24 protein-coding genes are annotated in these 26,539 nt (G+C 55.0%); 17 read left to right on the forward strand and 7 right to left on the reverse strand.

Annotated features, from left to right (window positions below):
- Positions 1 to 109 precede the first annotated feature (109 nt).
- The 3 genes from FYJ52_RS08940 to hsdR are packed head-to-tail and all read right to left on the reverse strand — an operon-like array spanning position 110 to position 5,405.
- Positions 110 to 1,618 carry a restriction endonuclease subunit S gene (locus FYJ52_RS08940; protein WP_205960821.1) on the reverse strand — a complete coding sequence of 503 codons (1,509 nt, stop codon included), beginning with the start codon at positions 1,616 to 1,618 and terminating at the stop codon, positions 110 to 112.
- Positions 1,611 to 3,101, reverse strand: coding sequence for a type I restriction-modification system subunit M (locus FYJ52_RS08945; RefSeq protein ID WP_328598797.1), 1,491 nt, complete (start codon positions 3,099 to 3,101; stop codon positions 1,611 to 1,613). Before FYJ52_RS08945 ends, FYJ52_RS08940 begins: the two co-directional genes overlap by 8 nt.
- Positions 3,102 to 3,107: 6 nt before the next feature.
- A complete protein-coding gene (gene hsdR, locus FYJ52_RS08950) occupies positions 3,108 to 5,405 on the reverse strand; it encodes an EcoAI/FtnUII family type I restriction enzme subunit R (RefSeq protein ID WP_154576901.1) in 2,298 nt (765 codons plus the stop codon).
- 172 nt (positions 5,406 to 5,577) lie between these two features.
- Here hsdR and FYJ52_RS08955 point away from each other — a divergent pair, with 172 nt between their 5' ends.
- The 10 genes from FYJ52_RS08955 to FYJ52_RS09000 all read left to right on the forward strand — a co-directional run bounded on the left by FYJ52_RS08955 (position 5,578) and on the right by FYJ52_RS09000 (position 15,626).
- Positions 5,578 to 6,180 (forward strand): TetR/AcrR family transcriptional regulator, encoded by a 603-nt coding sequence (locus FYJ52_RS08955; protein WP_154576882.1) that lies wholly within the window; start codon positions 5,578 to 5,580, stop codon positions 6,178 to 6,180.
- Between the two features lies 1 nt (position 6,181).
- Positions 6,182 to 7,408, forward strand: a complete 1,227-nt coding sequence (locus tag FYJ52_RS08960; protein WP_154576883.1) for a cation:proton antiporter — start codon at positions 6,182 to 6,184, stop codon at positions 7,406 to 7,408.
- A 95-nt stretch (positions 7,409 to 7,503) separates the two neighbouring features.
- A complete protein-coding gene (locus FYJ52_RS08965) occupies positions 7,504 to 7,929 on the forward strand; it encodes a hypothetical protein (protein ID WP_154576884.1) in 426 nt (141 codons plus the stop codon).
- Positions 7,930 to 7,959: 30 nt separating this feature from the next.
- Positions 7,960 to 8,577: a flavodoxin family protein gene (locus FYJ52_RS08970; RefSeq protein WP_154576885.1), complete on the forward strand. Its 618-nt coding sequence runs from the start codon at positions 7,960 to 7,962 to the stop codon at positions 8,575 to 8,577.
- Positions 8,578 to 8,663: 86 nt separating this feature from the next.
- Positions 8,664 to 9,434: a formate/nitrite transporter family protein gene (locus FYJ52_RS08975; protein ID WP_154576886.1), complete on the forward strand. Its 771-nt coding sequence runs from the start codon at positions 8,664 to 8,666 to the stop codon at positions 9,432 to 9,434.
- Positions 9,435 to 9,594: 160 nt separating this feature from the next.
- Positions 9,595 to 11,349 (forward strand): ABC transporter ATP-binding protein, encoded by a 1,755-nt coding sequence (locus FYJ52_RS08980; protein ID WP_328598799.1) that lies wholly within the window; start codon positions 9,595 to 9,597, stop codon positions 11,347 to 11,349.
- Positions 11,339 to 12,994: an ABC transporter ATP-binding protein gene (locus FYJ52_RS08985; protein WP_154576887.1), complete on the forward strand. Its 1,656-nt coding sequence runs from the start codon at positions 11,339 to 11,341 to the stop codon at positions 12,992 to 12,994. The genes FYJ52_RS08980 and FYJ52_RS08985 overlap by 11 nt, the downstream gene beginning before the upstream one ends.
- A gap of 14 nt (positions 12,995 to 13,008) precedes the next feature.
- Positions 13,009 to 13,692, forward strand: a complete 684-nt coding sequence (locus tag FYJ52_RS08990; protein ID WP_154576888.1) for a flavodoxin family protein — start codon at positions 13,009 to 13,011, stop codon at positions 13,690 to 13,692.
- 111 nt (positions 13,693 to 13,803) lie between these two features.
- Positions 13,804 to 14,919, forward strand: a complete 1,116-nt coding sequence (locus tag FYJ52_RS08995; RefSeq protein WP_154576889.1) for a bifunctional lysylphosphatidylglycerol flippase/synthetase MprF — start codon at positions 13,804 to 13,806, stop codon at positions 14,917 to 14,919.
- Positions 14,916 to 15,626, forward strand: coding sequence for an alpha/beta fold hydrolase (locus tag FYJ52_RS09000; RefSeq protein ID WP_154576890.1), 711 nt, complete (start codon positions 14,916 to 14,918; stop codon positions 15,624 to 15,626). Before FYJ52_RS08995 ends, FYJ52_RS09000 begins: the two co-directional genes overlap by 4 nt.
- Here FYJ52_RS09000 and FYJ52_RS09005 read toward each other — a convergent pair.
- The 3 genes from FYJ52_RS09005 to FYJ52_RS09015 all read right to left on the reverse strand — a co-directional run bounded on the left by FYJ52_RS09005 (position 15,579) and on the right by FYJ52_RS09015 (position 17,973).
- Positions 15,579 to 16,472, reverse strand: coding sequence for an ABC transporter permease (locus tag FYJ52_RS09005; protein ID WP_154576891.1), 894 nt, complete (start codon positions 16,470 to 16,472; stop codon positions 15,579 to 15,581). The genes FYJ52_RS09000 and FYJ52_RS09005 overlap by 48 nt on opposite strands.
- Entirely contained in the window at positions 16,469 to 17,383 is a 915-nt protein-coding gene (locus FYJ52_RS09010) for an ABC transporter ATP-binding protein (protein WP_154576892.1), read from the reverse strand. Before FYJ52_RS09010 ends, FYJ52_RS09005 begins: the two co-directional genes overlap by 4 nt.
- A gap of 170 nt (positions 17,384 to 17,553) precedes the next feature.
- On the reverse strand, positions 17,554 to 17,973 hold the full coding sequence (locus tag FYJ52_RS09015; RefSeq protein ID WP_154576893.1) for a TIGR04076 family protein: 420 nt from the start codon (positions 17,971 to 17,973) through the stop codon (positions 17,554 to 17,556).
- A 195-nt stretch (positions 17,974 to 18,168) separates the two neighbouring features.
- Here FYJ52_RS09015 and FYJ52_RS09020 point away from each other — a divergent pair, with 195 nt between their 5' ends.
- Genes FYJ52_RS09020 through FYJ52_RS09030 form a run of 3 tightly spaced genes read left to right on the forward strand, consistent with a single transcriptional unit; the run spans position 18,169 to position 20,919 of the window.
- The gene (locus FYJ52_RS09020) at positions 18,169 to 19,044 is read left to right on the forward strand and encodes a hypothetical protein (protein WP_154576894.1); all 876 of its coding nucleotides are present in this window, start codon (positions 18,169 to 18,171) and stop codon (positions 19,042 to 19,044) included.
- An 11-nt stretch (positions 19,045 to 19,055) separates the two neighbouring features.
- Positions 19,056 to 19,889 carry a hypothetical protein gene (locus FYJ52_RS09025; RefSeq protein WP_154576895.1) on the forward strand — a complete coding sequence of 278 codons (834 nt, stop codon included), beginning with the start codon at positions 19,056 to 19,058 and terminating at the stop codon, positions 19,887 to 19,889.
- Between the two features lie 10 nt (positions 19,890 to 19,899).
- Entirely contained in the window at positions 19,900 to 20,919 is a 1,020-nt protein-coding gene (locus FYJ52_RS09030) for a hypothetical protein (protein ID WP_154576896.1), read from the forward strand.
- Between the two features lie 161 nt (positions 20,920 to 21,080).
- Here FYJ52_RS09030 and FYJ52_RS09035 read toward each other — a convergent pair whose 3' ends face one another.
- Entirely contained in the window at positions 21,081 to 21,809 is a 729-nt protein-coding gene (locus FYJ52_RS09035; protein WP_154576897.1) for a DUF5131 family protein, read from the reverse strand.
- A 187-nt stretch (positions 21,810 to 21,996) separates the two neighbouring features.
- Here FYJ52_RS09035 and FYJ52_RS09040 point away from each other — a divergent pair, with 187 nt between their 5' ends.
- The 4 genes from FYJ52_RS09040 (at position 21,997) to FYJ52_RS09055 (ending at position 26,373) form a co-directional block, all read left to right on the forward strand.
- A complete protein-coding gene (locus FYJ52_RS09040) occupies positions 21,997 to 22,542 on the forward strand; it encodes a glutathione peroxidase (RefSeq protein WP_154576898.1) in 546 nt (181 codons plus the stop codon).
- The gene (locus FYJ52_RS09045; protein WP_235901585.1) at positions 22,542 to 22,985 is read left to right on the forward strand and encodes a MarR family winged helix-turn-helix transcriptional regulator; all 444 of its coding nucleotides are present in this window, start codon (positions 22,542 to 22,544) and stop codon (positions 22,983 to 22,985) included. The genes FYJ52_RS09040 and FYJ52_RS09045 overlap by 1 nt, the downstream gene beginning before the upstream one ends.
- A gap of 25 nt (positions 22,986 to 23,010) precedes the next feature.
- Entirely contained in the window at positions 23,011 to 24,123 is a 1,113-nt protein-coding gene (locus FYJ52_RS09050) for a cation diffusion facilitator family transporter (protein WP_154576899.1), read from the forward strand.
- Between the two features lie 168 nt (positions 24,124 to 24,291).
- Positions 24,292 to 26,373: a metallophosphoesterase family protein gene (locus tag FYJ52_RS09055; RefSeq protein ID WP_154576900.1), complete on the forward strand. Its 2,082-nt coding sequence runs from the start codon at positions 24,292 to 24,294 to the stop codon at positions 26,371 to 26,373.
- The last annotated feature ends 166 nt before the right edge of the window (positions 26,374 to 26,539 follow it).

Below are 26,539 nucleotides of genomic sequence, written 5' to 3' on the forward strand. Positions count from 1 at the left end.
CAATTCCTATTAACGTGAGTCCATCTTTTATTACTAAGTCCTGTTCACTGGCTTTAAGTGCCTTTTCATACTCTTTTATCTCTTTGCCTCTCTTTTCTGTTTCTTATCCTTAATTTTCAGCCTCTTTGCACTTCTCCACCATCGCCATCAGCTCTTCAATCTTCGCAACAATGCGCTTTTGTTCTTCTAATGGTGGAAGGGGAATTAAAAATTGATGCAAGCTTTTAGCAGACAAATTTGGTTGTGCAGTTCCATTATCATATTTTTTTATTTGATCAAAGAATAATGGACTATCTAAAAAAAGCATCATATATTTGATCATAACCGTATTAAAAATAAATAGTCTGCATATTACTAACGATGACGCAATCGCACCTTTTTCAAACGGATATCTTCCATGTTTTCCTAGGGAGCCTCTAATACAAACGATAATATCATCTTTTCTTAATTTTCCGCTATTTAATCTTTCATACTGTTCATCAGAAAGGCATAATAATTTATCATCTTCTACGACTGTTTCTCCATTAATATTAACCGCACTAATAAAGGGAATACCGGAATGTGTTAAAGTCGACTTTGCAGGATAATTTTTACCTCTGTCACCGTTAATAATTGTACAAATATCTGAGTAATATACCCACTTCCAACTTTCCGGAATCTCAAAGGGAATTTCTTCTTCCGTAATTTCCGGCAGCTTTTTCGATTTCTTGATCTTGCCTGCTTGGATGAGTTTTTTCTTTTCGGCCTGAATCTCTTGGTACAGTGCTTCCCCGGTGCCTTCTTCCGGGCGCTGTTCGACGAGCTTGCCCTCGATCGCGTACTGCAAAATCGACTTCTTCAGATTTTCGGGGAATTTCTGGTTGTAGGCTTCGAGACGGTTGTAGGCTTTTTCGTAGCGGTCGAGAAGCGGCTGAATTTCTTCGAGTTTGGCGACAATGCGGTTTTGTTCGGGTAAGGGGGGTAAAACTATAATCGTTTTAGAAATATCTCTAATTACCCAGTTTTTATTTCCAACTCCTCGTGTATTTTCTTTTGCTTGTTCTTGCACTAACGGAGATTGAATTTCATAGGTTAAAAATTGATTGTCTATCAATAATTTATCAAACTTTAATAGAGCTACACTTACAAAAAGATCAAATTCTCTTTCTGTATCGACAATTGTAGGGACCCCAGTTGTACCTACTTTTGATAATAAAATATCTCCAAACTCCGGATGACATCTTTTTCTCAAAATTTCATGTTCTTCTTTTGAGACAAATTTACAATTTTCAAACTTTAGTTTTCCACTACTCATATTCTTCACAGAAATGAAAGGGACTCCATTTGGGGTATATCTGGGTGTTTTATGCGCACCATCATTTAAAGTATTTAATATTTCTCCCAATCTCACCCACTTCCAACTCTCCGGAATCTCAAACGGAATTTCTTCTTCCGTAATTTCCGGCAGTTTTTTCGATTTTTTGATCTTGCCTGCCTTGATGAGTTTTTTCTTTTCGGCCTGAATCTCTTGATACAGTGCTTCCCCGGTGCCTTCTTCCGGGCGCTGTTCGACGAGTTTGCCCTGCATGGCCATCTGGAGGATGCTGTTTTTGAGCTGCTGGGGTGTCATCTTACGCATCTTGGTCGTCTCCATGGGGCAGTTGCGCCACAATGGCGTCGAGGACGCGGTCGATTTCCGCGTTCAGACTCGCCCGCTTTTCCTGATATTCGTGAATGAGTTCCAGCGGCGGCAAAATCTCTTCCTCCTCGTGAGGGTAGCCGCAAAGATCGAGATTGTACCCATTTTCTGCGATATCTTCCGCGGTGTAACGTTGGGATTTAAAGGTCTCAGTCTCGTCGTCTGCGATAACGTGCCGATCATCCCACCAGGCCCGAACCGGGTCAAAGTGTTCGGATCTCATCGGCTTCGTCTTCGAAAAATGCTTGTAGCCCTCCGGCATGTCGAGCCGGTAAAACCACGTCGCCTGCGTCGGGCCCGTCCGGTCGAAAAACAAAATATTCGTCGTAATTGACGTGTACGGCGCAAAGACACTGCTCGGCATCCGCACCACCGTGTGCAGGTTGAATGCCGAGAGCAGCTTTTTCTTGATCGCCGCCTTCGTGTTGTCCGTCCCAAAGAGGAACCCATCGGGCAGAATCACCGTCGCGCGCCCGTTTGCTTTCAGCCGGTACATGATCACCGACATGAACAGATCCGCCGTTTCCGAGCTCGCCAAATCCGACGGGAAATGGCTCTTCACACTCGCCTTTTCCGACCCGCCGTAGGGCGGATTCATGAGAATCACGTCGAACTGGTCCTTCTCCGTGTAGTCCAGCACATCCTTCAACAGCGCGTTGCCGTGAACGATCTGCGGCACCTCGACGCCGTGGAGGAGCATGTTCGTCACACAGAGCATGTACGGGAACTGCTTCTTTTCAATTCCATAGATCGAGCGGTTCACTGCCGTTTCGTCCGCCGTCGTGCGCACCTGCAGCGCCAGCTGCTTCAGCCAGCTGACGATAAACCCGCCTGTGCCGCAGGCGAAATCCGCCATGGTCTCGCCGATTTTGGGATGAATCCGCTCAGCCATGAAATCCGTCACCGCCCGGGGCGTGTAGAATTCTCCAGCCGATCCCGCGCTCTGCAGCTCCTTCAAAATGCTTTCGTAAATGTCGCCGAAGGCGTGGCTTTCTTCGTAGTCGCCGAAATCGACCCCGTCGATCACGTTCACCACCTGCCGGAGCAGCACGCCGTCCTTCATATACTGGTTCGCGTCCTCAAAGGTCGATTTCACAATCGCCTTTCGGACCTCGGTATCCGCATCGACGTCCAGCCCCTTCAGCGCTGGGAACAGCCGGTTGTTCACAAAATCGAGCAGGGCGTCGCCCGTCATTCCATGTCCCTTGCCGTCGTCCGCCGCCCAGTTTCGCCAGCGGCAGTCCTCGGGAATGATCGACTCGTAATCGTCGTCGTCAAATTCCCAGTCCTCTTCCTGGGCGTCGTACACTTTTAAAAACAGCAGCCACGCGATCTGCTCGATGCGCTGGGCGTCGCCGTTGATCCCAGCGTCGTTGCGCATGATGTCGCGCAGCCGTTTTACAAAACTTCCTAAATCACTCACCAATATTTATCCTATTCTGTAAATTTCATTTTCCAAATCCTTCAGCGCCTGCAGATACCCCTTCCGGCCGCCGAACAGCTTGGCAATACGGGCAGGCTTGCCGATTTTCCTAAAGGGGTCCAATTTCAGGATTTCCGTCTTTTCAATTTCCGCGATGCCGTCGTCGGCGTACTTGTCGAGAAGGGCCTCGATTACCTCCCTGGCCACGCCGCTGTAGCGGTGCAGGAAATCCCGCTTCTTCACGTTCTCCGCCCGTTCGCGCCGGGTCAAGGGCTTCCCGTCGTAAGCCACGTGGATGATAAAGTCAAAATCGTCCACGTCATCCATGCCCTGATCCCGTTTGATCTGTTCGAGGTCGATGCCGCGCCCGGCCAGGGTCTCGGCAATGGCCGCCTTCTTTTCCGTCTGGGACCATTGGTTCACAAAGGCGCGCAAATCAGCGTACGCGCCGCGGATGTTCCGGCGCGTGTAGTCGATGATGTTTTCCTGGCGCAGCAGCTTGCCATCGGTGTCGTAGACCGAAACGACCTCCTGAAGCACTTGAACCGAGCAGCCATCTTCGCCCACGTAGGGGATCGGCTCTCTCGGCTCAGGGCCAGGCCCCGGTCCCGGACCGGGTTCCGGCTCGGGTTTCGGTCCGGGCTTAAAGTCATCGTCGATTTCAATCGGTCCGTCCCAATCCGGGTCGGCAAAGAGCCGCGCGACCTGCCTGAAATCCATGACCACGAAGCTGAGCTTGCCCTGATCCTCGCGCACCCGGGTGCCCCGGCCGATCATCTGCTTGAATTGCGTCATCGAATTGACGTTCTTGTCGATGGCGATCAGCTTAACCAACTTGCAGTCCGTTCCGGTGGAGAGCATCTCCGAAGTCGTCGCAATGACGGGATAGCGACTGGACACCGAGGTGAAGTATTTAAGCTTGCTCTTACCGTAGACGTCGCTGCTGGTGATCCGCACGACGTAATCCGGATTTTCCCGCACCATGTCCGCGTTCAGATTGACAAGGGCGATCCGCATGCGCTCCGCCGCGTCCTCAGTCGGGCAGAACACAATCGTCTTCTGCATTCGGCCTGTCGCCTTGAGGTACGCGGTGATACGCGCCGCGACCTCCCGGGTCCGGTCTTCGAGCACGATGTTGTAGTCGTAATCGGTGTTGTTGTAGATGCGATCCTCAATCACATTGCCGAATTGATCCCGCTGGCCCTTGCGCGGGCGCCAGCCGTCGCTGATGTTCAGCGTCACCCCGACGACCCGGAAAGGCGCAAGAAAGCCGTCGTCAATGCCGGCCTTCAAGCTGTATTGATAAACCGGCTCGCCAAAATAAGAAATATTCGAGACGTATTTGGTCTCCTTAGGCGTCGCTGTCATCCCGATCTGGGTAGCGCCTGAAAAATAATCGAGGATGCGCCGCCATCGGCTGTCCGCCTTGGCCGAGCCGCGGTGACATTCGTCGACAATGATCAAATCGAAGAAGTCCGAATCGAACAGCTCACTGTAATGCGCCGCGTCGTTGTCGCCGATAAGCTGCTGATACAGCGCGAAATACACCTGATAGGACGTGATCGTGTCCTTTCGGTCCTTCGCGTAGTTAACCCGATGGATAACTTTTTCCAACGGGGCGAAGTCCTGCTGAATGGACTGATCGATTAAGTTGTTGCGGTCCGCAAGGTAGAGCACCTTGTGCTTCACACCGCTGGCCAAAAGCCGGTAGACAATCTGAAAAGCCGTGTAGGTTTTGCCAGTGCCTGTGGCCATCACGAGGAGAATCCGGTCCTGTCCCCGGGCGATCGCGTCGAGGGTCCGATTCACAGCGTTGCGCTGGTAATACCTCGGCGGATAACTGTTCTGGCTCGAGTAATAGGGTTGATCGATCAGCTTTTTCTCCGCATCGGTCAGCTTTTTTTCCGCGTTGTAACGCGCGAGCATGGTCGCCACCGTCGGGAAGGCGTTCATCGGGAACGTCCGCTCCTGACCGGTCAAAAAATTGAACTCGTGGAACATGTCGCCGTTGGTGCTGTAAGCGTAAGGCAGATCCAGCATCTGCGCGTAAGTCTTGGCCTGCTGAATTCCGAAGGACGGGGTGTGGTTGTTGTCCTTCGCCTCGACCACCGCGATCGGATGATATTTATTGATATAAAGCAGGTAGTCCACCCGCTTCGGCTTTTCCCGGTAGGCCAGATTGCCCTTGAGATTGATCCGCCCGTCCGTGATCTGCGTTTCCATCGTGATGTTTTCGCCATTTCGCCATCCCTTGTTGTTCAAAGCCGGCGTGATGTAATTCAATTTGATATCTTCCTCGCTCATCTGCTTTTTGTCCAGAATCACCGCTGCCACCTCCTCCTGATATCGCCATACATTGTACTGTTATTATTTTATCATATTTCAAGTTTAAACGAAATCAATCCCGCGAAGGTGTCTATAAATTGACCATCCGGTCAATTTATGCTATACTGTCCTCATTAAGGAGGCGCGTACAGTGAAACAAGCAGAAAAAACCCGGCTGACGATCGACAGGATTCTTCAAGCCGGGATTGCAGAATTTGGCCAAAACGGCTACCGCGGCGGGCGCATCAACGCCATCTGCGATGCCGGGATCAACAAAGGCCTGATTTATCACCACTTTAAAAACAAGGACGATCTCTATCTGGCCTGCGTCGAAAAGAGCTTCGCTGACATGGCCGAGGCGATCGAGACGGATATGGACAAAACGGGTGTCCCCTACTACACCGCCCGGCAGCATTTTTTCAAAACCCACGACGCGGAGGGCCGGATTTTCTTCGAGGCGGCGGTCAATCCCCCGGAACATCTGCGGGGGCCAATCGCAGCGCTCAAAAAGCCCCTCGACGATTTAAACCGCCGGGAGTTTAAAAAGCTCCTGGCGCGCCAACGTCTGCGCCCAGGCATCTCCGAGGACATGGCCTACACCTTTAGCGAGGCCGTCGTGAACGGCTACCACATGGCCTTTCGTCAGCGGGACTGCCGGGATGAAAATTTTGAGGAAAAGCTCGACCGTCACGAAAGAGAAGGACGGCAGTGGATTGAGATGATGCTCTTCGGCATCGTAGAGAAAGGAGACTGATATGCTCGTTCTGCGCTGGATCGCCGCGCTTATTGGCGCGTGGCTTTTGGGAAAAGGCATGACTAAAATCCGCATGCCGGCCATTCTCGGCTGGCTCATCGGCGGGATGCTCCTCGGGCCCCACGGACTTGCGCTGATGCCGAACCGCCTGCTCGAAAGCGCCGGCTACAATCTCGTTCAAGACGTCCTCAGCGTCGCCGTCGGCCTCATGCTCGGCACGGAGCTCGTCTGGCAGAAGCTCAAGGTGTACGGCCGGGCCCTGATCACCACGACCCTGACCCAGTCTCTCGGGACCTTTCTCGTCGTGTCGGCCGCCTTCGCGGTGATCTTCGCCTTTCAGGGCATCCCGGTCTGGCTCGCCTTCGCCTTCGGCGGCATCGCCCTGGCCACCGCGCCGGCCCCGGCGCTGTCCATCACCCAGGAATACCACACCCGCGGCCCGGTGACTGACACCTTGCTGCCGATGGCCGTGCTCGACGACATTGTCGGCATCGCCGTCTTCTTCACCGTCAACGCGCTCATCGCCCGCCAGATGTCCGCCGCCACCATGAGCCTGTGGACCGTGCCGGTCATGATTGTCCTGCCGATTCTCCTCGGCATCGTCCCGGGACTTATCGCCGGGAAGTGGCTGGGGCGCTGCAAAAGCCATCCCGCGATTTTGGCGGCCCTTTTCGCGACCATCGGTGCGACGACGGCTCTCGGCTGGGTGTGCAACCATTTTCTGCTGCCGGGTCTCAATTTGAACTACACGCTGATGGGCGTCGCCTACTCCGCCGTGTTCGCCAACATGCTCCCCGAGGATAAGCTGAACCGCGTCGTCGCCGCCTTTCAACCCTTTCTGATGATTTCGCTCCTCGGCGCCATCGTGGCCCTCGGCGCGCCGTTAAACTATCATCTGGTCCTCGGCGCCGGGGTCTACACCGCAGTGTACATTATCTTCCGGGGGCTGGGTAAATATTTTGGCGCCCGCTTCGGCGCCACGGCGACCCACATGCCCAAAACCGTCCAGAAAGATCTGGGCCTGACCCTGCTGCCCCACTCCGGGGTGTCGCTGATTTTCACCGGGATCATCTGCACGACCCTCGCCGCCCGGCCCGATCTCGTTCACATCGTCCAGGGGACCATCGCCGCCGCCGCGATCATCAACGAATTCATCGCCGTTCTCCTCGCGAAGAAGGGCTTTGAGCTGGCCGGGGAAATCCAGGAATCGATGGACGCGCAAAACTAAAGAGCGGCCTAAATTTTCCTCTTTCCTTTCGTTGCCGGAGGCCCGTCATTATGATAAACTGGACGTATGAAAACGATTGAATTTAGGAGAATATTATGAAAGCAAATCAAATCCGATTGAAGGACATGCGGGCGATCGCCCGGTACGAAACGACGTATAAAGCGTTAATCGACGCGAACGTGACTGACGGGCGCGAGTTGCAAATCCTCGGGCGCTATTTTTACACCCTCGAGGATCTGCTCATCGCCCTTCGCAATATTCGGACGGCGGACCCGCTCGCTGCGGACTTCCAAACTTATTGGATTCAGCCGATCCGCGACGGCGCTACCCATTTCAGCCGGGATTGTCTCGCCGGCGGACCGGCCAGCGACGCGCCGGAGGACAAGCTCTTCCGCCAAACTTGGACCATGCTGGCGGACATTCCCGCCGACCGCCCGGACGCGCACCTTTCCGACGCCGGCGCAATGCCCAAAATTGACGCGGCCATCGCCGAAATCGAAGCCTTTTTGGACCGCGGCTGAGTTGCAAATAAAAGACGGAGAGAAAAACAAATGAACGTCCTCATGATCAACGGCAGTCCGGATCCCAAGGGCTGCATTCACACGGCCATGACCATTGCCAAGGAGGAGCTGGCGCACCGCGGGATCGCAGCCGAAGAGCTCATCGTCGGCAACCAAGCGATCCGCGGGTGCATCGGCTGCCGCAAATGCAAAACCACCGGCCGATGCGTCTTCGACGACATCGTCAACGCGACGGCGCCGAAACTGGCAGCCGCCGACGGCGTCATCCTCGGCACGCCGGTTTACTTCGGCACGCCCAACGGCACGGTGCTCGCCTTTCTCCAGCGGCTGTTTTACAGCTGCCACCTCGATCTGCACATGAAGGTCGGCGCGTCTATCGTCTCTTGCCGGCGCACCGGCAACAGCGCGGTCTTCGAACAGATGAACCAGTTCTTCGGCATCAGCGGCATGCCTACTGTCCCGTCCACCTATTGGAACGACGTCCACGGCTACACCGCCGACGACGTCTACGCCGACGAGGAAGGGGTCGAAACCATCCGGAACATGGCGAAGAACATGGCCTTTTTGATGCAATGCATCGCCGACGGCAAGGCGGCCCACGGCCTGCCCGACACGCCCCACGCCCATCACACCAATTTTATCCGTTAAATGTCAAAGCAGCGCCGATGGTGTTCTGCTGTTATTGCTTTTCGGTATAGGATAAGCACTAAAAAATTTGATAAAGGAGTAGGAAGATGTTTGGACAAGAATACGAAGCCCTCTCAAACGCAGCGGTTGGCAAAAGCAAGATGTTAAAATCCAATCCCTTCGGCTATCTGCTGTTGAGCGCCCTCGCCGGGATGTACATTGGATTCGGAAATTTGCTGATTAATGTGGAAGGGGGCCTGCTCGGCGGCGCCCCATACACCAAAATCGTGATGGGCGTCTCGTTCGGGATTGCGCTGAGCCTTGTCGTCATGGCCGGCGCGGAGCTCTTCACCGGCAATAATTTGGTCATGACCAGCGGCGTGCTGAAAAAGAAAATCACCTTGGGCGACGCCGTTTCACTTTGGATCGTCTGCTGGATCGGGAATTTAATCGGCTCCGTCGTGCTGGCCTTATTGTTCCATTTTTCAGGATTGGTGACCCCGGCAACGGCGACATTTTTAGCCACCGCCTCGGCCGGAAAGATGAGCGCGCCCTTCGTGCCCCTGATGATCCGCGGGATTCTCTGCAATATCCTCGTGTGTCTCGCAATCTGGTGCAGCACGAAGCTGAAAAGCGAAGCCGCCAAGCTGATTATGGTCTGGTGGTGCTTGTTCGCCTTTGTCGCCTGCGGCTTCGAACACAGCATCGCCAATATGACACAGCTGACCGCCGCGCTACTTGACCCTGCAGGGCAGGCCGTAAGCCTCGGCGGGTATGTGTACAACCTATTGACCGTGACCCTGGGCAACATGATCGGCGGGATTCTCTTTGTCGCCGTGCCTTATTACGCGGCACAGGTCAAGAAACAGGCCGAATGATCGCGGAATCCATATACAGAAGAGGGAAGTCTGAAAAATCAGACGTCCCTCTTTTTTATTTAGAGAATGCTTATATTTGCGCGCGTCCGCTGTCGTTGCAACGCCCACCGCGATGTGTTATTGTTTTTTTATCCCAGTTTATACATTTGGAGGGCTCATCGTGAAACAGCGCCGCAGTTTTATCCGCCAGCCAGACCGCATCGCCTCGTATTTCAAATCCGAAGTGCCGGTTTTAATCATCGTCACCATCTCTGGTCTTATCTACAACATCGGCATGGTCGCCGGCCCCTATTTCGAAGGGCGGCTGGCCCAATGCCTTTACGACATTTTTCACCACCGGGCCATCTGGCGCGACATGGTCACCCTCGCACTGTGCTACGTCGCCGTGATCGGCGGCGTCCAAGCCATGCGCGCGGTCAAGCGCTTCAGCGTGCGGCGCTTCGCCAATAACGTCAGCCGGAATATGCGCCACTGTCTCTACAACAGCCTCGTCCATCCCGATGCCGACACCCTCAAAGATGAAAGCCTCGGTTCGCTTTTAACGAAGGCCATCGCCGACGTGGACGCCTGCACCGAGGGCATGCGCAAATTCACCACCGAACTCTTCGACACCGGCGTCGTCATGATCGCCTATATCGTCATGCTGGCGCGCTACGACTGGCGGCTGACGATCCTCGCCTGCCTGTTCACCCCGCTGGCCTATTTTGCAGCGGATCGGCTCAAGGCGCGGGTCACCGCGGCCAACGCCGCCTACAAGCAGAGCGAATCGGCTCTGAACGGCGTCACGATGGACCGGATCGATCACGCCGTCACCTACCGCCTCTACGGCCGGGAGGCTGACCGAAACGCCGCCGCCGAAGACGCGCTGTCCGATTACGAAAAAAAGAGCGCCCGGGCCAACCTCTACGAGGGCGCGACGACGCCCCTCTACGACGCGGTCGCGATGATCGGCGCCGTGATGATTCTCTATTTCGGCGCCCGCAACGTCGCCGGCACCGGCTGGATAGCCTGGAACATCGCGGCGTTCACGACTTTCCTCGCCTGCTTTACAAAGCTCGCCGTCAAAGCGAGCCACGCGGCCAAGCTATTCAATTCGGTGCAGAAGGCGTCGGTCTCCTGGAAGCGGATTCAGCCGCTGATGCGGGAGGCGGTCAACGACGACTGGACCGTGATGGACCGGCCGGTTGTACCCGTATCCCTCACTTTTGACGACGTCGCCTGCGGCTACCGCGAGCCCAATTTCCTGCACCATATCAGCTTCGCCGCGCATCCCGGCGAAATCGTCGGCATCACCGGAGAAATCTCGTCGGGCAAATCCCTTCTCGGCAAAATCCTCATCGGCGAAGTCCCTTACACCGGGACCATTACGGTCGGCGCGAAGAATTTCGCTGAGATGGATCAGAAAGAACGGCTCGAGACCTTCACCTACATGGGCCATGAGCCCGAGCTTTTGAGCACGACCTTCCGGGACAATATCACCCTCGGCAGCGCTGTCGACGCGGAGAATTTTCTAAGGCGCACCGCGATGGACCAGGATCTCTCGGCCATGCACCGCACCCCGGACAGCCCGGTCGGCGCCGGCGGCGCCATGCTCTCCGGCGGCCAGCAGGCTCGCCTCGCCCTCGCGCGCACCCTCGCCCACGCCCGGGCCATCGTCATTCTCGACGATCCCTTCGCTGCCGTGGATCCAAAAACCGAAGTCCAAATTTTTAAGGACTTTCGGACACACGGAAAAAATCAAACCTTGCTTTTGATTTCCCACCGCCTCGCCCATTTTCCCGAGTGCGACCACGTGCTCTACCTCCACGACGGCACCGGCACCTTTTTAACGCACACGGCCATGCTCGAGGCCGAACCCGGCTACCGCAGCCTGTACCTGAAGCAAACCCTCGAAGGAGACCGCCATGAAAACTGAAACCAATCCCCTGCTCCGCCGCACCCTGGGCGGTGTCGTGCGCGCGCACAAAGGCCTCACCTTCGGAGTTTGCGCCGCCATCGCCGCGTCGGTAGCCACGGCGCTGATCCCGCCGCTGGTGCTTGAGCGGGTCGTCAACCGCCTCGCCGCGCGCCAGGCCATTCCCTTTGCGCTGGCCCTGCTCTATTTCGCCTGTGTCGTCATCGCTGACCTCTGCGAATCCCTTCAGAACGCCGCGATCACAATCTTTGGCCAGAAAATGACCCACGGCATCCGCTCCGCGCTCTTCGCGAAGCTCTCCCGCCTGCCGGCCGATTATTTCCACACCCACCAAAGCGGGGTGACCGCTTCGATCTTCACCAATGACGGCGACGCCATCGACATCCTCTACAGCGACGGCGTCGTCTCGATGATCGCTGACAGTTTCAAGCTCATCGCCATTCTTGCAGTCATCTTCACCCGCTCCAAGGGGCTCGGGCTGATCGTCCTCGCCGTGACGCCGCTGCTTTTCTTATTCACACGGTGGTGCCAAAGACGCACCGGCGCAGCCCAGCTCGACAACCGCCGGGCCATCGCCAAAGTCAACAACCACGTGCCGGAGACCCTCAAATGTCTGCGGATGATCCGGCTGTTTCACGCCGAACGCCACATGGAAGACACCTACGACGGCTACATCCAGGAGAGCTACGACGCCGTGGACCGCGCCAACCTCATCGACAGCATTTATTCGCCGGTCATCCTGACCGTACAGGCGGCCGTCGTCGCATTCATGATGATTTTCGCCGCGCGGGGACGGGCGGCCAGCGCTTTCTTCGGCATCTCCGTCGGTTCCGCCGTCGCCATGATCGCCTACGTCGGCCAGATTTTCTCACCGCTGGAAAACATCGGCATGGAAATCCAGAACATTCAGGCCGCGGCCGCAGCGGTTCACCACATCAGCGAGTTCCTCGCCGAACCCGAATGGGCCCCTGCTCTCACGCCGCCGGCTGCAGAAGCCATCACCGCTTTCGACCACCTGACCTTCGGCTACGACCCCGCTCAGCCGGTCCTGAAGGATTTATCCTTCACCGTCCGCCCCGGCGAGCGCGTCACCTTCGTCGGCCGAACCGGCGCCGGCAAATCGACGGTATTCCGGCTGCTGACCGGCCTCTACACGCCCCAAGCCGGCCGCGTTTGGCTGGGTGGCCAATGCCCGGCTGGGATCGCCCCTGAAGCGCGCCGCTCGCTTTACGGCTGCGTCTCCCAGCACTTCGACCTCGTCCCCGGCACCGTCCGAGATCAGATCACGCTCTTCGATCCCAGCTGCGGCGACGATGCCGTTATCCGCGCGCTGCACCTCGCCGGTCTCGACGACACCGTCGCTGGCCTGCCCGACGGGCTCGACACGCCGATGGGTCCGGGGCTCTTCTCCAAGGGGCAGCTGCAGCTTTTGGCCATCGCCCGCGCCCTTGCCGCCGACCCGAAAATCCTGCTCCTCGACGAAATCACCGCAGGCCTCGACGCCGAGACCGAAGCCCGCGTCCTCCAGGCGATTCAGGCTTCCGCCAAAGGCCGGACGGTGCTGTCCATCTCTCACCGGCTCAGCCGCGCCGTCGGCAAGACCCGGATCATCGAGATCGGCGCTGACGATTCAGATTTGAATTGAAAGGAAATGTATTGATGAAAATCGTTTTAATTAACGGACAAAACCACAAGGGCACCACCCACCACATCGCCCGCATGCTGATCGACCAGCTGGACGGCGACGTGACAGAATTTTTCCTGCCCCGGGATTTCGGCGCCTTCTGCACGGGCTGCGCCCAATGCATTCGCCGGGACGAAGTGCTCTGCCCCCACGCCAAAGCCCTCGCGCCGATCACCCGGGCGATGGACGCCGCCGACGTGCTGATTTTTACCACCCCGGTCTACGTCTACCACGCCACCGGCGCGATGAAAACTTTTCTCGATCATTACGGCTGGCGGTGGATCATTCACCGGCCGGAGCCGTCGATGTTCAAAAAGCAGGCCGTCGTCCTCACCACGGCCGCCGGCGCCGGGATGAAATCAGCCATCAAGGATGTTCAAGACAGCTTGTTTTTCTGGGGTGTCGGCAAAATCTACACCTTTGGCATTGCGACCCACGCGGACGCCTACGCCCACATGACAGAAAAAAAGCAGCGGCGTACGGCCCGCGCCGTGTCCAAAATCGCGGAGCGGATTAAAATCCGTGTCGGCCGTGTCCGGCCAGGGCTCAAAACCCGTCTGTTTTTCCGATTTTACCGCAAGTTTATCCTGGGGCATCTGCCGGCAAACGACCAGGCCTATTGGGCCGAAACCGGTTTGAAACAACATGTGCCATGGTGAGCCTTGAGCCGAGCGCTGTCGGTTCAACCTCCCTTTTCAAGTGAATGTGTTGGTGATATACTCAGCAAAGGCAAGACCTATTTTCTATTTTGACAAAAGGAGGGGCAACCCATGACACAGCAGTGTGAAACGAATAAAGAAAAGGACCGCGCCCAGCAATGGCTGCGGGTGCGCGACATCTTGAGAAAATACAGCGAGAATTCTTTGGCCTACCTGTCTCTGGAGCCGGACAAGCAATGGTTTTTCGCGGAAGGCTTCGACGGCGTCGCCAGTTACGCCATCTCCGGCCACACCATGGTCATCTGCGGCGATCCCATCTGTCCCGAGGCACATTTTTCAGAATTTCTGGCGCAGCTCCGACGGTTTGCAGCCGCACACCGCTACCGCATCGTTTTCCTGATGACGATGGCAACGCACCTGGACGCTTACCGGAGCGCCGGGTTCGGCTGCCACAAAAGCGGCGAAGAGGCCGTGTTCGACGTGCAGACCTGGTCCATGGCCGGCGGCAAATGTGCGAAGGTGCGCTCCTCCTGGCACACCGCCGTGCACAAAGGGCTGGCCGTCAAAGAATACCGCCCCTGGGACAAGAGAGATCCTGAGGTGGAACGTCAGTTTATTGAAATCAGCGATCAGTGGCTGCAGGGCAAACACACCGCCCGGCTTCAATTTGCCGTGGGCAGTCTGATGCTAGACCAGCCCTGCGACAAGCGCTATTTTTACGCGGTGGACACCGACGGCGTGATTCAAGGGTTCAACGTCCTCAATCCCTACCGTTGTGGAAAGGCGTGGATCATCGACATCATGCGCCGCAGAGAAGGCTGCCCCCACGGCGTCATGGAGCTGTTGTTCCACGACATCATGGCTAAACTGAAACAGGAGGGCGCCGAACAGGCCAGCCTCGGCGCCGCGCCCTTTTACCGCACGGCGGATCATCCCCACGCGGATCTGTCGGAGCGGGCGGAACATTACGTCTACACCCACATGAACTACATGTACGGCTTTGAATCGCTGCAGCAGGCCAAGGCTAAATACAACCCGGACTGGCAGAATATTTACATCGTCTGCCGGCCCAAGCATCTGTCCCTGTGGATGGAAGAAGCGGCTTTTGCCGTGCTGGATTCCCACGGTTTCCGCGACTACGTGCAGGCTTTTCTCGAAATGCGTCGCGTCGAAAAGGCTGAAAAGAAAAAGGCCAGGCGGGATAAACGCCAGAAAAGAAAGGAATGAACACTTTGAAATCCATCCGTCTCAATGGACTGACCTTGCGCTACCAAATCGTCGGGCAGGGCCGACCAATGCTCCTGGTGCACGGCAACGGCGAAGATCACCGCATCTTTGACCGTTCCGTCCACCTGCTCAAGTCGCATTTCACCTGTTATCTGATCGATTCCAGAGGGCACGGCGAAAGCAGCCCTGTGGACACCTTCCACTACCGGGAAATGGCGGAAGATATGCTGCTCTTTCTTCGGGAGAAGGACTTGAAAGACGTGGCCTTTGTGGGCTTTTCTGACGGCGGCATTATCGGACTTCTCGCCGCCGCCATGACCCGGCGGATCACCACGCTGATTGTCTGTGGGGCCAACCGACGGCCAGAAGGGCTCCGATGGTTCTTCCGGCTGCCTCTGCGCGTGTTTAATTGCTTCCGAAAGGACCCGCTGCGCCAGCTGATGCTGCACGAGCCGGACATCACCGATCAGGAGCTGCAGCAGATTCGGGCCGATACGCTGATCGTCGCGGGACAGCACGACTTGGTCAAACGGCAAGAGACCGACGAAATCGCGGCGATGATCCCCCATGCCAGAGAAATGATTCTCCCTGGCGAATCCCACGCCAGCTACGTCGTCAACAGTGATAAACTAGGGAAAATGATTTTAAAGTATATGACTTCATCGCCGTCTGCCGAGCCCATTCATCGCGATGTAAATCCCGATTAAAACCGCTGTGCTGACCGCGAGAACGGCGGCCATGATCTCCGGACTGACCGCCTTGTGGTTGACCATCAGGTTGTAGTCGACGCTGTTCTTGAGGGCCTTGACAGCAGGCGCCGGTACCCCGGCATCCTTCAGCGCATCAAAGGCACCGCGCATCGTGTGCCGTCTGAGCAGCACCGTGCCGTAGGTGCCCGGCAGCCAGGTGAGCACGCGCCGTAAACCCTTGCTGAACGAGGCGATGGGCATGTAGGCGCCGCAGATAAAGCCGTAGGCCGAGCTGATGATCGTCCCAACTGCTGAAATCTGTCCCTGGGTCGTCAGGAAAAAATTGATGAGCGAGGAAAGGGCCGTCCCGAAGAGCACCAGCAGCGCTACGTTGCCGACGATGTGGAGCACATCCGCGGCCGTCAGATACCAGCCGACCGACGCCAGGTAAATTAGGCCGACGCCCAGCGCGCTCAGGCAGACGATCAGCGTCGTCCCCACCGCCGACAGGTAATAGCTCAGCGACAGGACCGAGCGCCTGACCGGGGCGATGGTCAAATCGCGGACGGCGCCGGTGACCTTGTCCTGGACCATGACCATGTTGGCGCAGAAGGCGACCGTCACGCAGGACACGGCCAACAGCGACGAGATCAGCTGTCCGCCGACCAGCCCGTCGATGATGTTGTCCGAGATATGGAGGCCCGCCGGAAGGCCCGCGGTGAAGGATTCGCGGTACACCTTCGCGAGGAAGGTCGCGTACAGCACGAGCAGAATCATCGGCGTAATCAGCGAGCTGAAAAACATCCCCTTATCTTTGAAGTAGAGCTTGCTGTTGCGCTTGGTGAGTATCAACATCGGTTTCATTGGGTGCGGTCCTCCTTGAGTTGTTTCCCGGTGGCCGCCAGAAAGACGTCGTCCATTTTGCCCTTCGTGACCTCAAAATCCACGAACAGCTCCGGGTGCTTGACGATCAGCGCGGCCGCCGCGGCCGTGTTCGGCACGGCAATCCGAATCCCGTCCCGCAGTGTCTCACAGGGCAGACCGAGGGTATCGGCCGTCTCGGGCCCTACGCCGTAGAGCGTGATAAAGTCGCCGGTGTAGCGGTTCTTCAGTTCGAGGGGCGTCCCCTCCGCTACGATTTTCCCGGCGTCGAGGATCACCACGTGATCGGCGTCGGCGGCCTCTTCCATATAATGGGTCGTCAGGAACACCGTGATGTGTTCGGTTTGGCGCAGCCGCCCGATGACCTGCCAGACCAGCTGACGCGTCTGCGGGTCGAGCCCGGTGGTCGGCTCATCGAGGATGAGCAGCTGCGGCTGGTGGAGCAGCGCCCGGGCGATGTCGATGCGCCGCCGCTGGCCGCCTGAAAGCGAACCTACCGGCTGCTTGAGCAGGTTCCCAAATCCCAACAGCTCGGTCAATTCCCCGAGGCGCCGGGTGAAGGCCCTGCCGACGATACCGTAAAGGGCGGCTCGAGATTCGAGATTATCCCGCACGGAAAGCCGCTGGTCGAGCACCGAGCTCTGAAATACCACGCCGATTTTGGCTTTCACCGCGTCGACGTCCGTGTCGATATCGACGCCATCGATGACGATCCGGCCGCTGTCTTTCGCAAGCTGCCCGCACATCATGTGAATCGTCGTGCTTTTCCCTGCGCCGTTCACGCCGAGAAAGGCAAACAGCTCGCCGGTCTCGACCTGAAAGCTCAAATCCTGCACCGCGTGCAGCGCCCCGAAGCTTTTGTTCAGCGCATCTATTTTAATTATCTCCGCCATTGCGTTTCTCCATTGACTTTACAAATATGGTTTTTTAGTTTATTATCTCACGATTTTGAGACGTTTTCAGTAAAAAGTTTGTAAAACTGCCAAACTCAGCATAATTTTTTGCAGACAAAAGCCCTCTCAGCGATCAGTTTCGCCGAAAGGGCTGCGTTCACATGATTACATTATTCATCCACGTCGATTCGTTCGATTTTAAAAATAACTGGGCGGGTCCCGTCGTTGCAGCAGGCGATCATCACGCGGTCGTCCTTGGTCCAGCCGTGCATGATGCTGCCGCCCTGAAGCGCTGTGTAAATGTAGCGGCTGATCGCGTCCCACGCTTCGGTGCAGAAGGGCACGCCCTTTTCGCCGCAGTGCGCCGTCCCGGGCGACTGCAGACACCCCTCGTCCGGCGTTCCCGCCTTGATCAGTGTGCCTTCGCCGGCGTGCCAATAATCGTCCCGTTCGTCGTTGCGGTAAAACAAAAACGTATCGCCGACATTAAAAACCGGGCATTTCCCGCTGTCCGGCACTGCGCAGTATTCGGCCTGAAGCTCCGGATACAATTTCTTATCCAAAACCGTCACTTTGCATCTGTGTTCCATTGTCAGTCCTCCTCTTCGCAATTTTTTCTATTATACACTGTCATTTACAGTAAATCCAAATAGGTTACTCCTCCTTGTCTCCAAACAATATTAGCAGCAACATTAATGACGTCATTATCTGCATATAACATATCCAGCTACAATATGTGCTATAATAAAAATAACATTTATTTTTGAACCTGGAGGTTCTTTGACATGGATCTACAAGGACAATTATGCCAATCTGAATATTTAGGAAAAATCATTAACGCCATCAAATTGATGCTCAGCGGCGATGAATCAAATAAAAATCAAGCCAAAAAAGAATTATTCGGCATCGTATCCGAAAATGCGCTCAACATGATTATTAATTACCTTCGGGAACAAGCCGCCGAAATGGATAATCCCCATTATAAAGAAATTTTTGACGACGAAAGTTTTAAGCCTGAATTAGCAGCTTGCGCTAAAAACATCGGTACTGTCGTCAAAAAATATTATCATCAGGAAATCGACAGCGACGAACTCATCATTGGGCTTATCCAGGATAGTGGCATGATTCCCATTGTCAAATGTTTTATTGACGCTGCAGCTCAGGGAGATGACAATCTTGCTTCCGCATTACAGCAGATTAGCGCGGTCAAGTTCCAAGCCGCGCAGGCGCTTGACTTTCTCAATCAACACGGCGTTCAAGATGTTGTACAGCTTGGCGGCGTCTCATTGGAATTAGCTGGCGTCATGATTTCGTTTTACGCGGCACTGGCCGCTTACAAAGAGATTGAAAAATCCGCCGCGGCATACGCCGCCGCTCAGGACGAACGCATCGCCCTCGAACGCGAAAACCGCGCCTTCATTCAAATGCTCGATACGTATCGGGCCGAAATGAACGATTGGATCGATCGTTATCTTTCCGAACGCATCTCTGTATTCCGCGATGGCTTCGCCATGATGGACCAAGCTGTTTTAGAAGGCGATGCCGACCAATTCATTCAAGGCAATACAGAAATCCAGCGCATTTTGAATTACGAGGTGCAGTTTACCAATCAGCAGGAATTTGACGAACTGATGGATGCCGACGAACCTTTTAAATTATAAGGAGGAAAAGAATGGCTAAATTTGATTTTTCAAAACTGAAAAAAACGCTTAAAGCATCCGCTGAAGACGCCAAAATCGCAGCGGAAAAAGTGCAGGAAAGCGTGAAGGAAAATATGCCGGACAGCATCAAAAAAGCGGCTCAGTCCGAAACTGCGGTCGCCATTTCCGATAAATTGAATAAGGCGGTCGAAAAAGGGAAATCCACTTTGAGCGAAACCAGTGAACGCTTGAAAAAAACAAGAGAGGACACGAAGAACGCCCTTCGGGAAGCTCGGGAAAGCAAACTCAAAAATCTCGTATCTTCTGAAACAGCTTTAAAAATTATCTATTATCTGATCATCAGCGACGGACAAATCAACGCCGACGAAAAAGAGCAATTTAATGCCATTGGTCAGAGCATGCTTGACGATTTTGAATCCGTTAGGTTTGACATGATGTCCAAGGGTGACGAAATTCTCGTACACGCCGGTGAAAAAGCTTACGGCGATTTGGTATACGAAGCAGTGATTCTCGATCTCGAATACGACCATATCGAATCGCCAGATCAGAGCATCAAGGCACGTCAGCTGCTCTGGAATTTGATCGTCGTTTCCTACAGCGATGGGCTTCACTCTGACACCGAACAGCGCATCATCGACGCGATAATGCGGAAATGGGATATCAGTGATGCTGTACTTCAAGAAATGCTCGAAGCGATGGAAACGCTGCTCGCGATACAAAGTGAGAAAAAACGATTTTCTGCAAGTCAGCGGCCATACGCCGAAGTACAAATTCAGGTGAAAGAATTGGAAAATCGTGAAGCCATTATCATGCAGTCGATTCATCAGCTGATCGCTGACGTGTAAGGAGGAAGTCATGCTGCCAGTATTTTTTATCGCTGCCGCTATTGCTACAGCCAGTGTCGGCGTCACTAAGGACATTCAAGCGTACAACCATCAAGCTAATGCCAAAACCATTAATCAATACGCCAACGACCAGATAAAGGAGGCTCGGGACCAACTAAATTTAAAACGCGCGGAAGTCAAAGAATCTTTAGCCAACCTCGGACAAGAAAAAATATTTATTTTAAACAACAGTATTCACGCGTTTCTCGATACCTTTACCAAAATTAAGAATGTCGATTTCGCAGACTCGCTCGGTTTGGATGAAATTAAAAATTTAAAAATCGACCAGACCAGTTTTAAGGAATTAAAGGAACTCAGTAATCTCGTGCTGGACGTCGTCGGCGGTGCAGCTGCGGGAACGGCCGGCGGCGCACTGACTGCTTTCGGCGCCTGGAGTGCCGCTCAGACCTTTGCCGCCGCATCAACCGGCACAGCGATTTCCTCGTTGAGCGGCGCTGCCTCAATGAATGCCACACTCGCGTTTTTCGGCGGCGGTTCGTTGGCCGCTGGTGGAGGCGGTATGGCCCTTGGTACCGCAGTGCTTGGTGGGCTCGTTGCCGGTCCAGCACTCATGGTCATGGGATTTATAGTCGACAACAAAGCCGGAAAAAGCTTGGAAAACGCGCTGAAAAATAAGGCTGAATCCGATAAAATTGTCACTTCTTTGAATACCGCCTCTGATCAATGCATCGCTATCCGAAGACGAAGTTACATGTTTTATGAATTGCTTGCCCGACTCGACGCTTACTTTCTGCCACTCATTTGGAAAATGGAACACATCTTTCAAATAGAAGGTGATGACTACCGCCATTATCGTCCCACTTCCAAAAAAGTTGTCGCAGAAGCAGCTGCTCTCGCCTGTTCAATTAAAGCCGTCCTGGATACCCCTATTCTTTCCAAAGAAGGACAATTGACTGAAGCATCTGAAAAAATTACAAATATTATTAATCCTGTCATTTACAAGGATGCTGAAAATGCCCTCAATGCGTAAATGTTTCCATCTGCCGTTCAGTATAAATTGGACGGCAGATTTTTTATTTATCCCTCTTTATCAATATCAATTTTTCCACACCTCACGCCTATACAAAAAATGACACTGTGGATATGTTGACAACGTGGTCGACAAATCCACACTTCCCTGCAAAGCACCATTTACCCTTCAAAATCGATGCCGGCCTTCCATGCCTGTGTCTCCTGATCCCGCCTTTTGATGCGGTAGATTCTGCCGTCTTTTTTGAAAAGCCGCCCGGTCTGATGAAAATGAAAAGGCACGCCGTAATGGACGCATTGGTCCCGAGTTGTGAGAATCCAGTCGTAATCGCAGAGTCGGGAGTCCGGGCCGGACTCGCCGCCGCAAGAGACGCTCTCGATTGCGTCGTGATACTGCGCGAGAACTTTTTCAATGTGAATGGCCTCGAGCATCGGTTCGTGGATGATGGACTTGTGGCGCAAGGGCAGAACCAGAAAAACCGGAAGGCGGCGGTCCGCCTGCTCCTGATTTTCGCAGGTACAGCAGATGTACACGTTGTCCCAGCCATTTCCCCAGTTTTCCGGCAATTGGTCTGCGATGCGTTCCGGCCGCTTCGTGATGAAATAAAAACGCAAATCGGAACGCGCGCGCATCATCGCCCAGGCCTCCGCTCGCCACGCATCGGCCGCCGGATGGAAAAAATCGGACGTGAAACACGTGTACACCGTCCCGGCTCCGGGCTTGAGCTTGTAATGGCCGCTTCGGTCCCTGCGTACCGGAAGGTCGAAAGCCGCCGTCTTTGTGACAATGGACGCGTCCTTTCCGTACATTTCATCCCGCCGGTAGACGTAGCAGTGTGCACAGCCCGGGCTGCATTTTGTGCACCCGTGCCATGGATTCCAAAAGGGCATCGTGGTCTCCTTTCTACTCGCTTGATTCGTTTTTTATTATAACAAATGATCACAATCCCGCCCCGCGATCTTTTTTATTTAAGAAACGCAAAAAAGTATTGACATTCCAAAAGTATTTGATAAAATATAATTGCTTCAAATAAAAATAATGATACGAATCCAAATGAATGATATATAGGAGGCTGAAATGAGCAATTTTTACGATTACGCTGTGACCAAACGCGACGGTTCCAAGCTGCCGATGTCCGATTTCAAAGGGAAGGTCGTCCTCGTTGTCAACACTGCGACCGGCTGCGGCTTCACCCCGCACTACAAGGACTTGGAAGAAATCTACGAAGCCTTCCACGACAAGGGCCTCGAAATTCTCGACATTCCCTGCAACCAGTTCGCCGGCCAGACACCGGGCACCGATGACGAAGTCCACGACTTCTGCACCCTCAACTACAACACCCAGTTCGACCAGATGACCAAGAGCGATGTCAACGGTGAAAACGCGCTGGACCTCTACAAATATTTGAAGAGCCAGAAAACTTTCGCCGGCTTCGGCAAAGGCCCGAAGGCGCTGATGATGAGCACCATGCTCAAAAAAATCGATCCGGACTACAAAAACAACGCTGAAATCAAATGGAACTTCACGAAATTCTTAATCGACCGGGACGGCAACGTCGTCGACCGTTTTGAACCGACAACCAACATGAAGACCGTGCGCGCCGCTGTGGAAGCGCTGATCTAATGACTGAAATGACTCCCTACGATCCAGACAAAGCCCTGAAGCTGGACAACCAGCTCTGTTTCCCCCTCTACGCGGCCGCTCGGAAAATCGTCGGCGCCTACACGCCTTACCTCAAGCCCCTCGGCCTGACCTACACCCAGTACATCACCTTTATGGTGCTCTGGGAGCAGGACGGCCTCACGGTCGGTGAAATCGGCAACCGGCTCCACCTCGACAACGGCACACTGACGCCGATGCTCAAGAAAATGGAAAAACAAGGTTACGTCAACCGCCACCGCGACCCTGACGACGAACGCCGGGTCGTGGTGGACTTGACCGACCTCGGCCGGGAAATGAAGGCTAAACTTGCCGACGTCCCGCTGAAGGTCGGCCGCTGCGTGCCCCTCGACTCGGACGAGGCCCAGACCCTCTACCGTCTGCTTTACAAGATTCTAGACACCTGATCCAAATGAAAGGCTTGAAATTAAAATGAACGATAACCGTGAAAAAATCATTGTTCGCACCAGCGTCGTCGGCATCCTCGCCAACATCGCCTTGGCGGCCTTCAAGGCCGCAGTCGGTCTGCTCTCCCACTCAATCGCCGTGGTCATGGACGCCGTCAACAATTTGAGCGACGCGCTGTCCTCGGTGATCACCATCGTCGGCACCAAGCTCGCCGGCAAGGCGCCGGACAAAAAGCACCCCCTCGGCTACGGCCGACTCGAATATTTAAGTGCAATGATCATTGCCGTGATTGTCCTCTACGCCGGGATTTCCTCGCTGGTCGAATCGGTGAAGAAAATCATCCATCCGGTCGCGCCGGACTACTCCGCCATCGCCCTGATCATCATCGCCGTGGCCGTCGTCGCAAAAATTATCCTGGGTCTTTTCGTCAAGGGGACCGGCCAAAAGGTCAGCTCTGATGCTTTGGTCGCTTCGGGCAGCGACGCCCTCAACGACGCCATCATCTCCGCGTCGACACTGGCCGCCGCCGCGATTTATCTGATTTTCGGCATCAGTCTCGAAGCCTGGCTCGGCGCCGTCATCTCGGTTTTCATCGTGAAAGCCGGGATCGACATCCTCCGGGATACGGTCAGCCAAATCCTCGGCGAACGCATCGACGCCAAGACCGCCCAGGGCATCAAGCAGACCATCTGTCAGGTTGACGGCGTCGAAGGCGCCTACGACTTGATCGTCAACAATTACGGCCCGAGCCGCCAGATCGGCTCCGTGCATATCGAAGTGCCCGACACGATGACCGCCGTTGAACTCGACAGCCTGGAACGTGACGTCTCCGATGCTGTCTTCGCCCGCCACCACATCATCCTCGCCGGTATTTCGATTTACGCGAAAAATACCGAAAATTCGGAAGCGGTGCGTATCGAAAAAGCGGTTCGCGATCTGCTCGAAGACTATCCCGACGTGCTGCAGATGCACGGCTTCTTCCTCGACCAGACGGAAAAGGCCTTGCAATTCGACATCATCATCAGCTACGACGCGCCCAATCGGAAACAATTGTACCAGGAAATTGTCAAAAAAACCGAGGTCCTCTGCCCGGATTACACCGTTAACGTCCAATTGGACTTCGACATTTCCGATTGATGCCACTTTTCCTTCTTCAATAAGCAGGCTTACTTTCAGCCTGCTTTTTTATTGGATTGAAAACAATGCTTTTTACTTGAAAATAACTTTCAGGCGATTGCAAAATCTTGAAAAAATGATTAAAATGGGGCTGAAAATAAATTGACTAGAAAAAGAGAAGATGATGTCATGAACACTACAGATCAAAATCAGTCCAACACTCGTCATCAGGCCCTGAAGATCGCCGTTCTGGCCGACCTGCACTATCTGGCGCCGTCATTGATCGCCGACACGCCGAACTACACCGAGCACCGCAACAGCGACCGCAAGATGTACAACGAAAGCGACGCCTTTTTGAAAGCGGCGCTGAAACGCTTGGCAGCGCAGGACCCGGACGTACTGATGATCGCCGGGGACCTGACCAAGGACGGCGAATGGGAATGCCACGAGGCGATCGCGGCCATTCTCGAGCAGTTCGCCCGGGATACCGGCGCCCAGGTGTTCGCCGCGCCGGGCAACCACGACATCAACAACCCGGACGCCACGAATTTCAATACGCCAAACGGCAAAGCCGTACCCGCCGGGCGCACCACCCCCGCCATCTTTGGGGACCTCTACGCGCCGGAACGCTTCGGCGCCACAGAGGTGAAGCGCTTCGTGCCGCCGGAGGGGAAGCTGGGCTGCGGCCTGTCCTACTGCGTACGCCCGAAGCCGGGCTTCACCCTCATCGTGATGGACACCAACCGTTACAGCGCAGACGCGACGGTCCGCGGCATCGACGAAAACCAGACTGCCGGCATTTTCACCCCCGAGCTCGAGGCCTGGGTGCTCGAGCAGACCCGCGCGGCGAAGGCTCAAGGCGACACGGTCATCGGCCTCGGCCACCACGGCTTCCTGCCCCATTTTTCGATGGAGCCCAAGGCCATGCCTGCTTACTTAATTCCTGAGTACGAACGGATTTCGACGGCCCTCGCCGACGCTGGCATGGACGGCGTCTTCACCGGGCACATGCACGCCAACGATATCCAAAAAATGACGACCGAAAAGGGCCGCAGCTTCTTCGACATCGAAACCGCCTCGCTGATCTGCTACCCATCTCCGGCGCGCATCGTCACCGTGACCCGAAAGGAAATGGACGGCCAGACCCGCGAAAACTTTGACGTCCACACCTTGATCCACACCGACGCCGGCACCTTCGTCAATCCGGAAACCGGCGAGACCCAAACGGTCCACAACATGACGGCCTACGCGAAGCAATACGGATTTGACACGAACATGCTGGAAACCACCGCGGTCCACAACCTGCGCAAATTCTTCAAATATCTGAAGACCCACCCTGACAAAAAAGCGGCATACCACAACAAAATCGTGAACGCCATCGACGGACTGTTGGTCGAGCGCCTGCACGTGCAGGACCGCCGAATGAAAAAGGCCGGCATCCACGTGTCGGTCAACGCCCAGGGCATCGAAGGCGCCCTCGACGACGTAATTCCAAAGCTTTTCAGCCTCAACCCCGACGTCCGAGACAGTCTGCTGCGCCGCACAGTCGGCGCGATGAGCCGGGTCGACGTCACCAACGGCCGGACGATTCTGGATTACACGAATTACATTTATCAGCGCCACCTCGCCGGGCTCGACGGCACGCCCCATGAGGACTGGGCGCTGCACACCCGGGATTTTCTGGCTGAGGGCGGCCTGACCGACGCCTACACCAGCATCTTCACCGAGTTGGTAATGGCGCTGGCCGGCGATTACGCTCAGACCCTGTCGGTCAGTAAGATTCTCGGCGCCGACGGCATTCAGAAAAATTTAAACCTGATCCCTTCAGACGGCCGGACGCCCCTCGTCGACTTGTCCGCCAAACGGGGCGGGCGGCTGATTCTGGCGATTGTCAAATGGATGCTGCCGAGCCTAATCGCCAAGCGAAGGGACGACGGCGCCCTGATGTTCCGCCAGACCTGCACGATCGCCGACGTCATCGCCGATTTGAAGGCGAACCCCCTTTCGCGATTCGTTCTGACGCACGCCAAGAAGCGCTCGGACAAAAAGCGCCCAGCCGACACCGACCCCGCGCTGCCCTTCGCGCTGCCGCCGGCCGCTTTGGCCGCCCTCCAAAAGGGCAAGGACCAAGTCACAGCTTTCGTCACTGAATTCGCCGACAGTATGGGCAACGACACCGAAAGCGATCAAGACAACGACACCCAGTTCATTTTAAACTGCCCAGCGTTGTCCGGCGACGATTGGTTTTCATTTCAGCCCAAAGAAGCATAACGCCCGTCATTACGACAAAAACCAGATGGTTGAACCATCTGGTTTCAGACTGTAGACAAACGAGGCTCTGAGAAAATACTCAGGAGCCTCGTTTGATTTAATATCAAGCTGCAATTTGTAGATTTATAAATTGAAATCGAAATATAGGACGATTCGGTCCTGAGTG

Source organism: Pseudoramibacter porci (assembly GCF_009696145.1).
Taxonomy (GTDB): Bacteria; Bacillota; Clostridia; order Eubacteriales; family Eubacteriaceae; genus Pseudoramibacter; species Pseudoramibacter porci.

Bases quoted from the DNA above. Each gene is read 5' to 3' on its own strand.
- FYJ52_RS08940 (WP_205960821.1), bottom strand. From the start codon at position 1,618: ATGCGTAAGATGACACCCCAGCAGCTCAAAAACAGCATCCTCCAGATG.
- hsdR (WP_154576901.1), bottom strand. From the start codon at position 5,405: ATGAGCGAGGAAGATATCAAATTGAATTACATCACGCCGGCTTTGAAC.
- FYJ52_RS08960 (WP_154576883.1), top strand. From the start codon at position 6,182: ATGCTCGTTCTGCGCTGGATCGCCGCGCTTATTGGCGCGTGGCTTTTG.
- FYJ52_RS08965 (WP_154576884.1), top strand. From the start codon at position 7,504: ATGAAAGCAAATCAAATCCGATTGAAGGACATGCGGGCGATCGCCCGG.
- FYJ52_RS08970 (WP_154576885.1), top strand. From the start codon at position 7,960: ATGAACGTCCTCATGATCAACGGCAGTCCGGATCCCAAGGGCTGCATT.
- FYJ52_RS08975 (WP_154576886.1), top strand. From the start codon at position 8,664: ATGTTTGGACAAGAATACGAAGCCCTCTCAAACGCAGCGGTTGGCAAA.
- FYJ52_RS08985 (WP_154576887.1), top strand. From the start codon at position 11,339: ATGAAAACTGAAACCAATCCCCTGCTCCGCCGCACCCTGGGCGGTGTC.
- FYJ52_RS08990 (WP_154576888.1), top strand. From the start codon at position 13,009: ATGAAAATCGTTTTAATTAACGGACAAAACCACAAGGGCACCACCCAC.
- FYJ52_RS08995 (WP_154576889.1), top strand. From the start codon at position 13,804: ATGACACAGCAGTGTGAAACGAATAAAGAAAAGGACCGCGCCCAGCAA.
- FYJ52_RS09000 (WP_154576890.1), top strand. From the start codon at position 14,916: ATGAACACTTTGAAATCCATCCGTCTCAATGGACTGACCTTGCGCTAC.
- FYJ52_RS09005 (WP_154576891.1), bottom strand. From the start codon at position 16,472: ATGAAACCGATGTTGATACTCACCAAGCGCAACAGCAAGCTCTACTTC.
- FYJ52_RS09010 (WP_154576892.1), bottom strand. From the start codon at position 17,383: ATGGCGGAGATAATTAAAATAGATGCGCTGAACAAAAGCTTCGGGGCG.
- FYJ52_RS09015 (WP_154576893.1), bottom strand. From the start codon at position 17,973: ATGGAACACAGATGCAAAGTGACGGTTTTGGATAAGAAATTGTATCCG.
- FYJ52_RS09020 (WP_154576894.1), top strand. From the start codon at position 18,169: ATGGATCTACAAGGACAATTATGCCAATCTGAATATTTAGGAAAAATC.
- FYJ52_RS09025 (WP_154576895.1), top strand. From the start codon at position 19,056: ATGGCTAAATTTGATTTTTCAAAACTGAAAAAAACGCTTAAAGCATCC.
- FYJ52_RS09030 (WP_154576896.1), top strand. From the start codon at position 19,900: ATGCTGCCAGTATTTTTTATCGCTGCCGCTATTGCTACAGCCAGTGTC.
- FYJ52_RS09035 (WP_154576897.1), bottom strand. From the start codon at position 21,809: ATGCCCTTTTGGAATCCATGGCACGGGTGCACAAAATGCAGCCCGGGC.
- FYJ52_RS09040 (WP_154576898.1), top strand. From the start codon at position 21,997: ATGAGCAATTTTTACGATTACGCTGTGACCAAACGCGACGGTTCCAAG.
- FYJ52_RS09045 (WP_235901585.1), top strand. From the start codon at position 22,542: ATGACTGAAATGACTCCCTACGATCCAGACAAAGCCCTGAAGCTGGAC.
- FYJ52_RS09050 (WP_154576899.1), top strand. From the start codon at position 23,011: ATGAACGATAACCGTGAAAAAATCATTGTTCGCACCAGCGTCGTCGGC.
- FYJ52_RS09055 (WP_154576900.1), top strand. From the start codon at position 24,292: ATGAACACTACAGATCAAAATCAGTCCAACACTCGTCATCAGGCCCTG.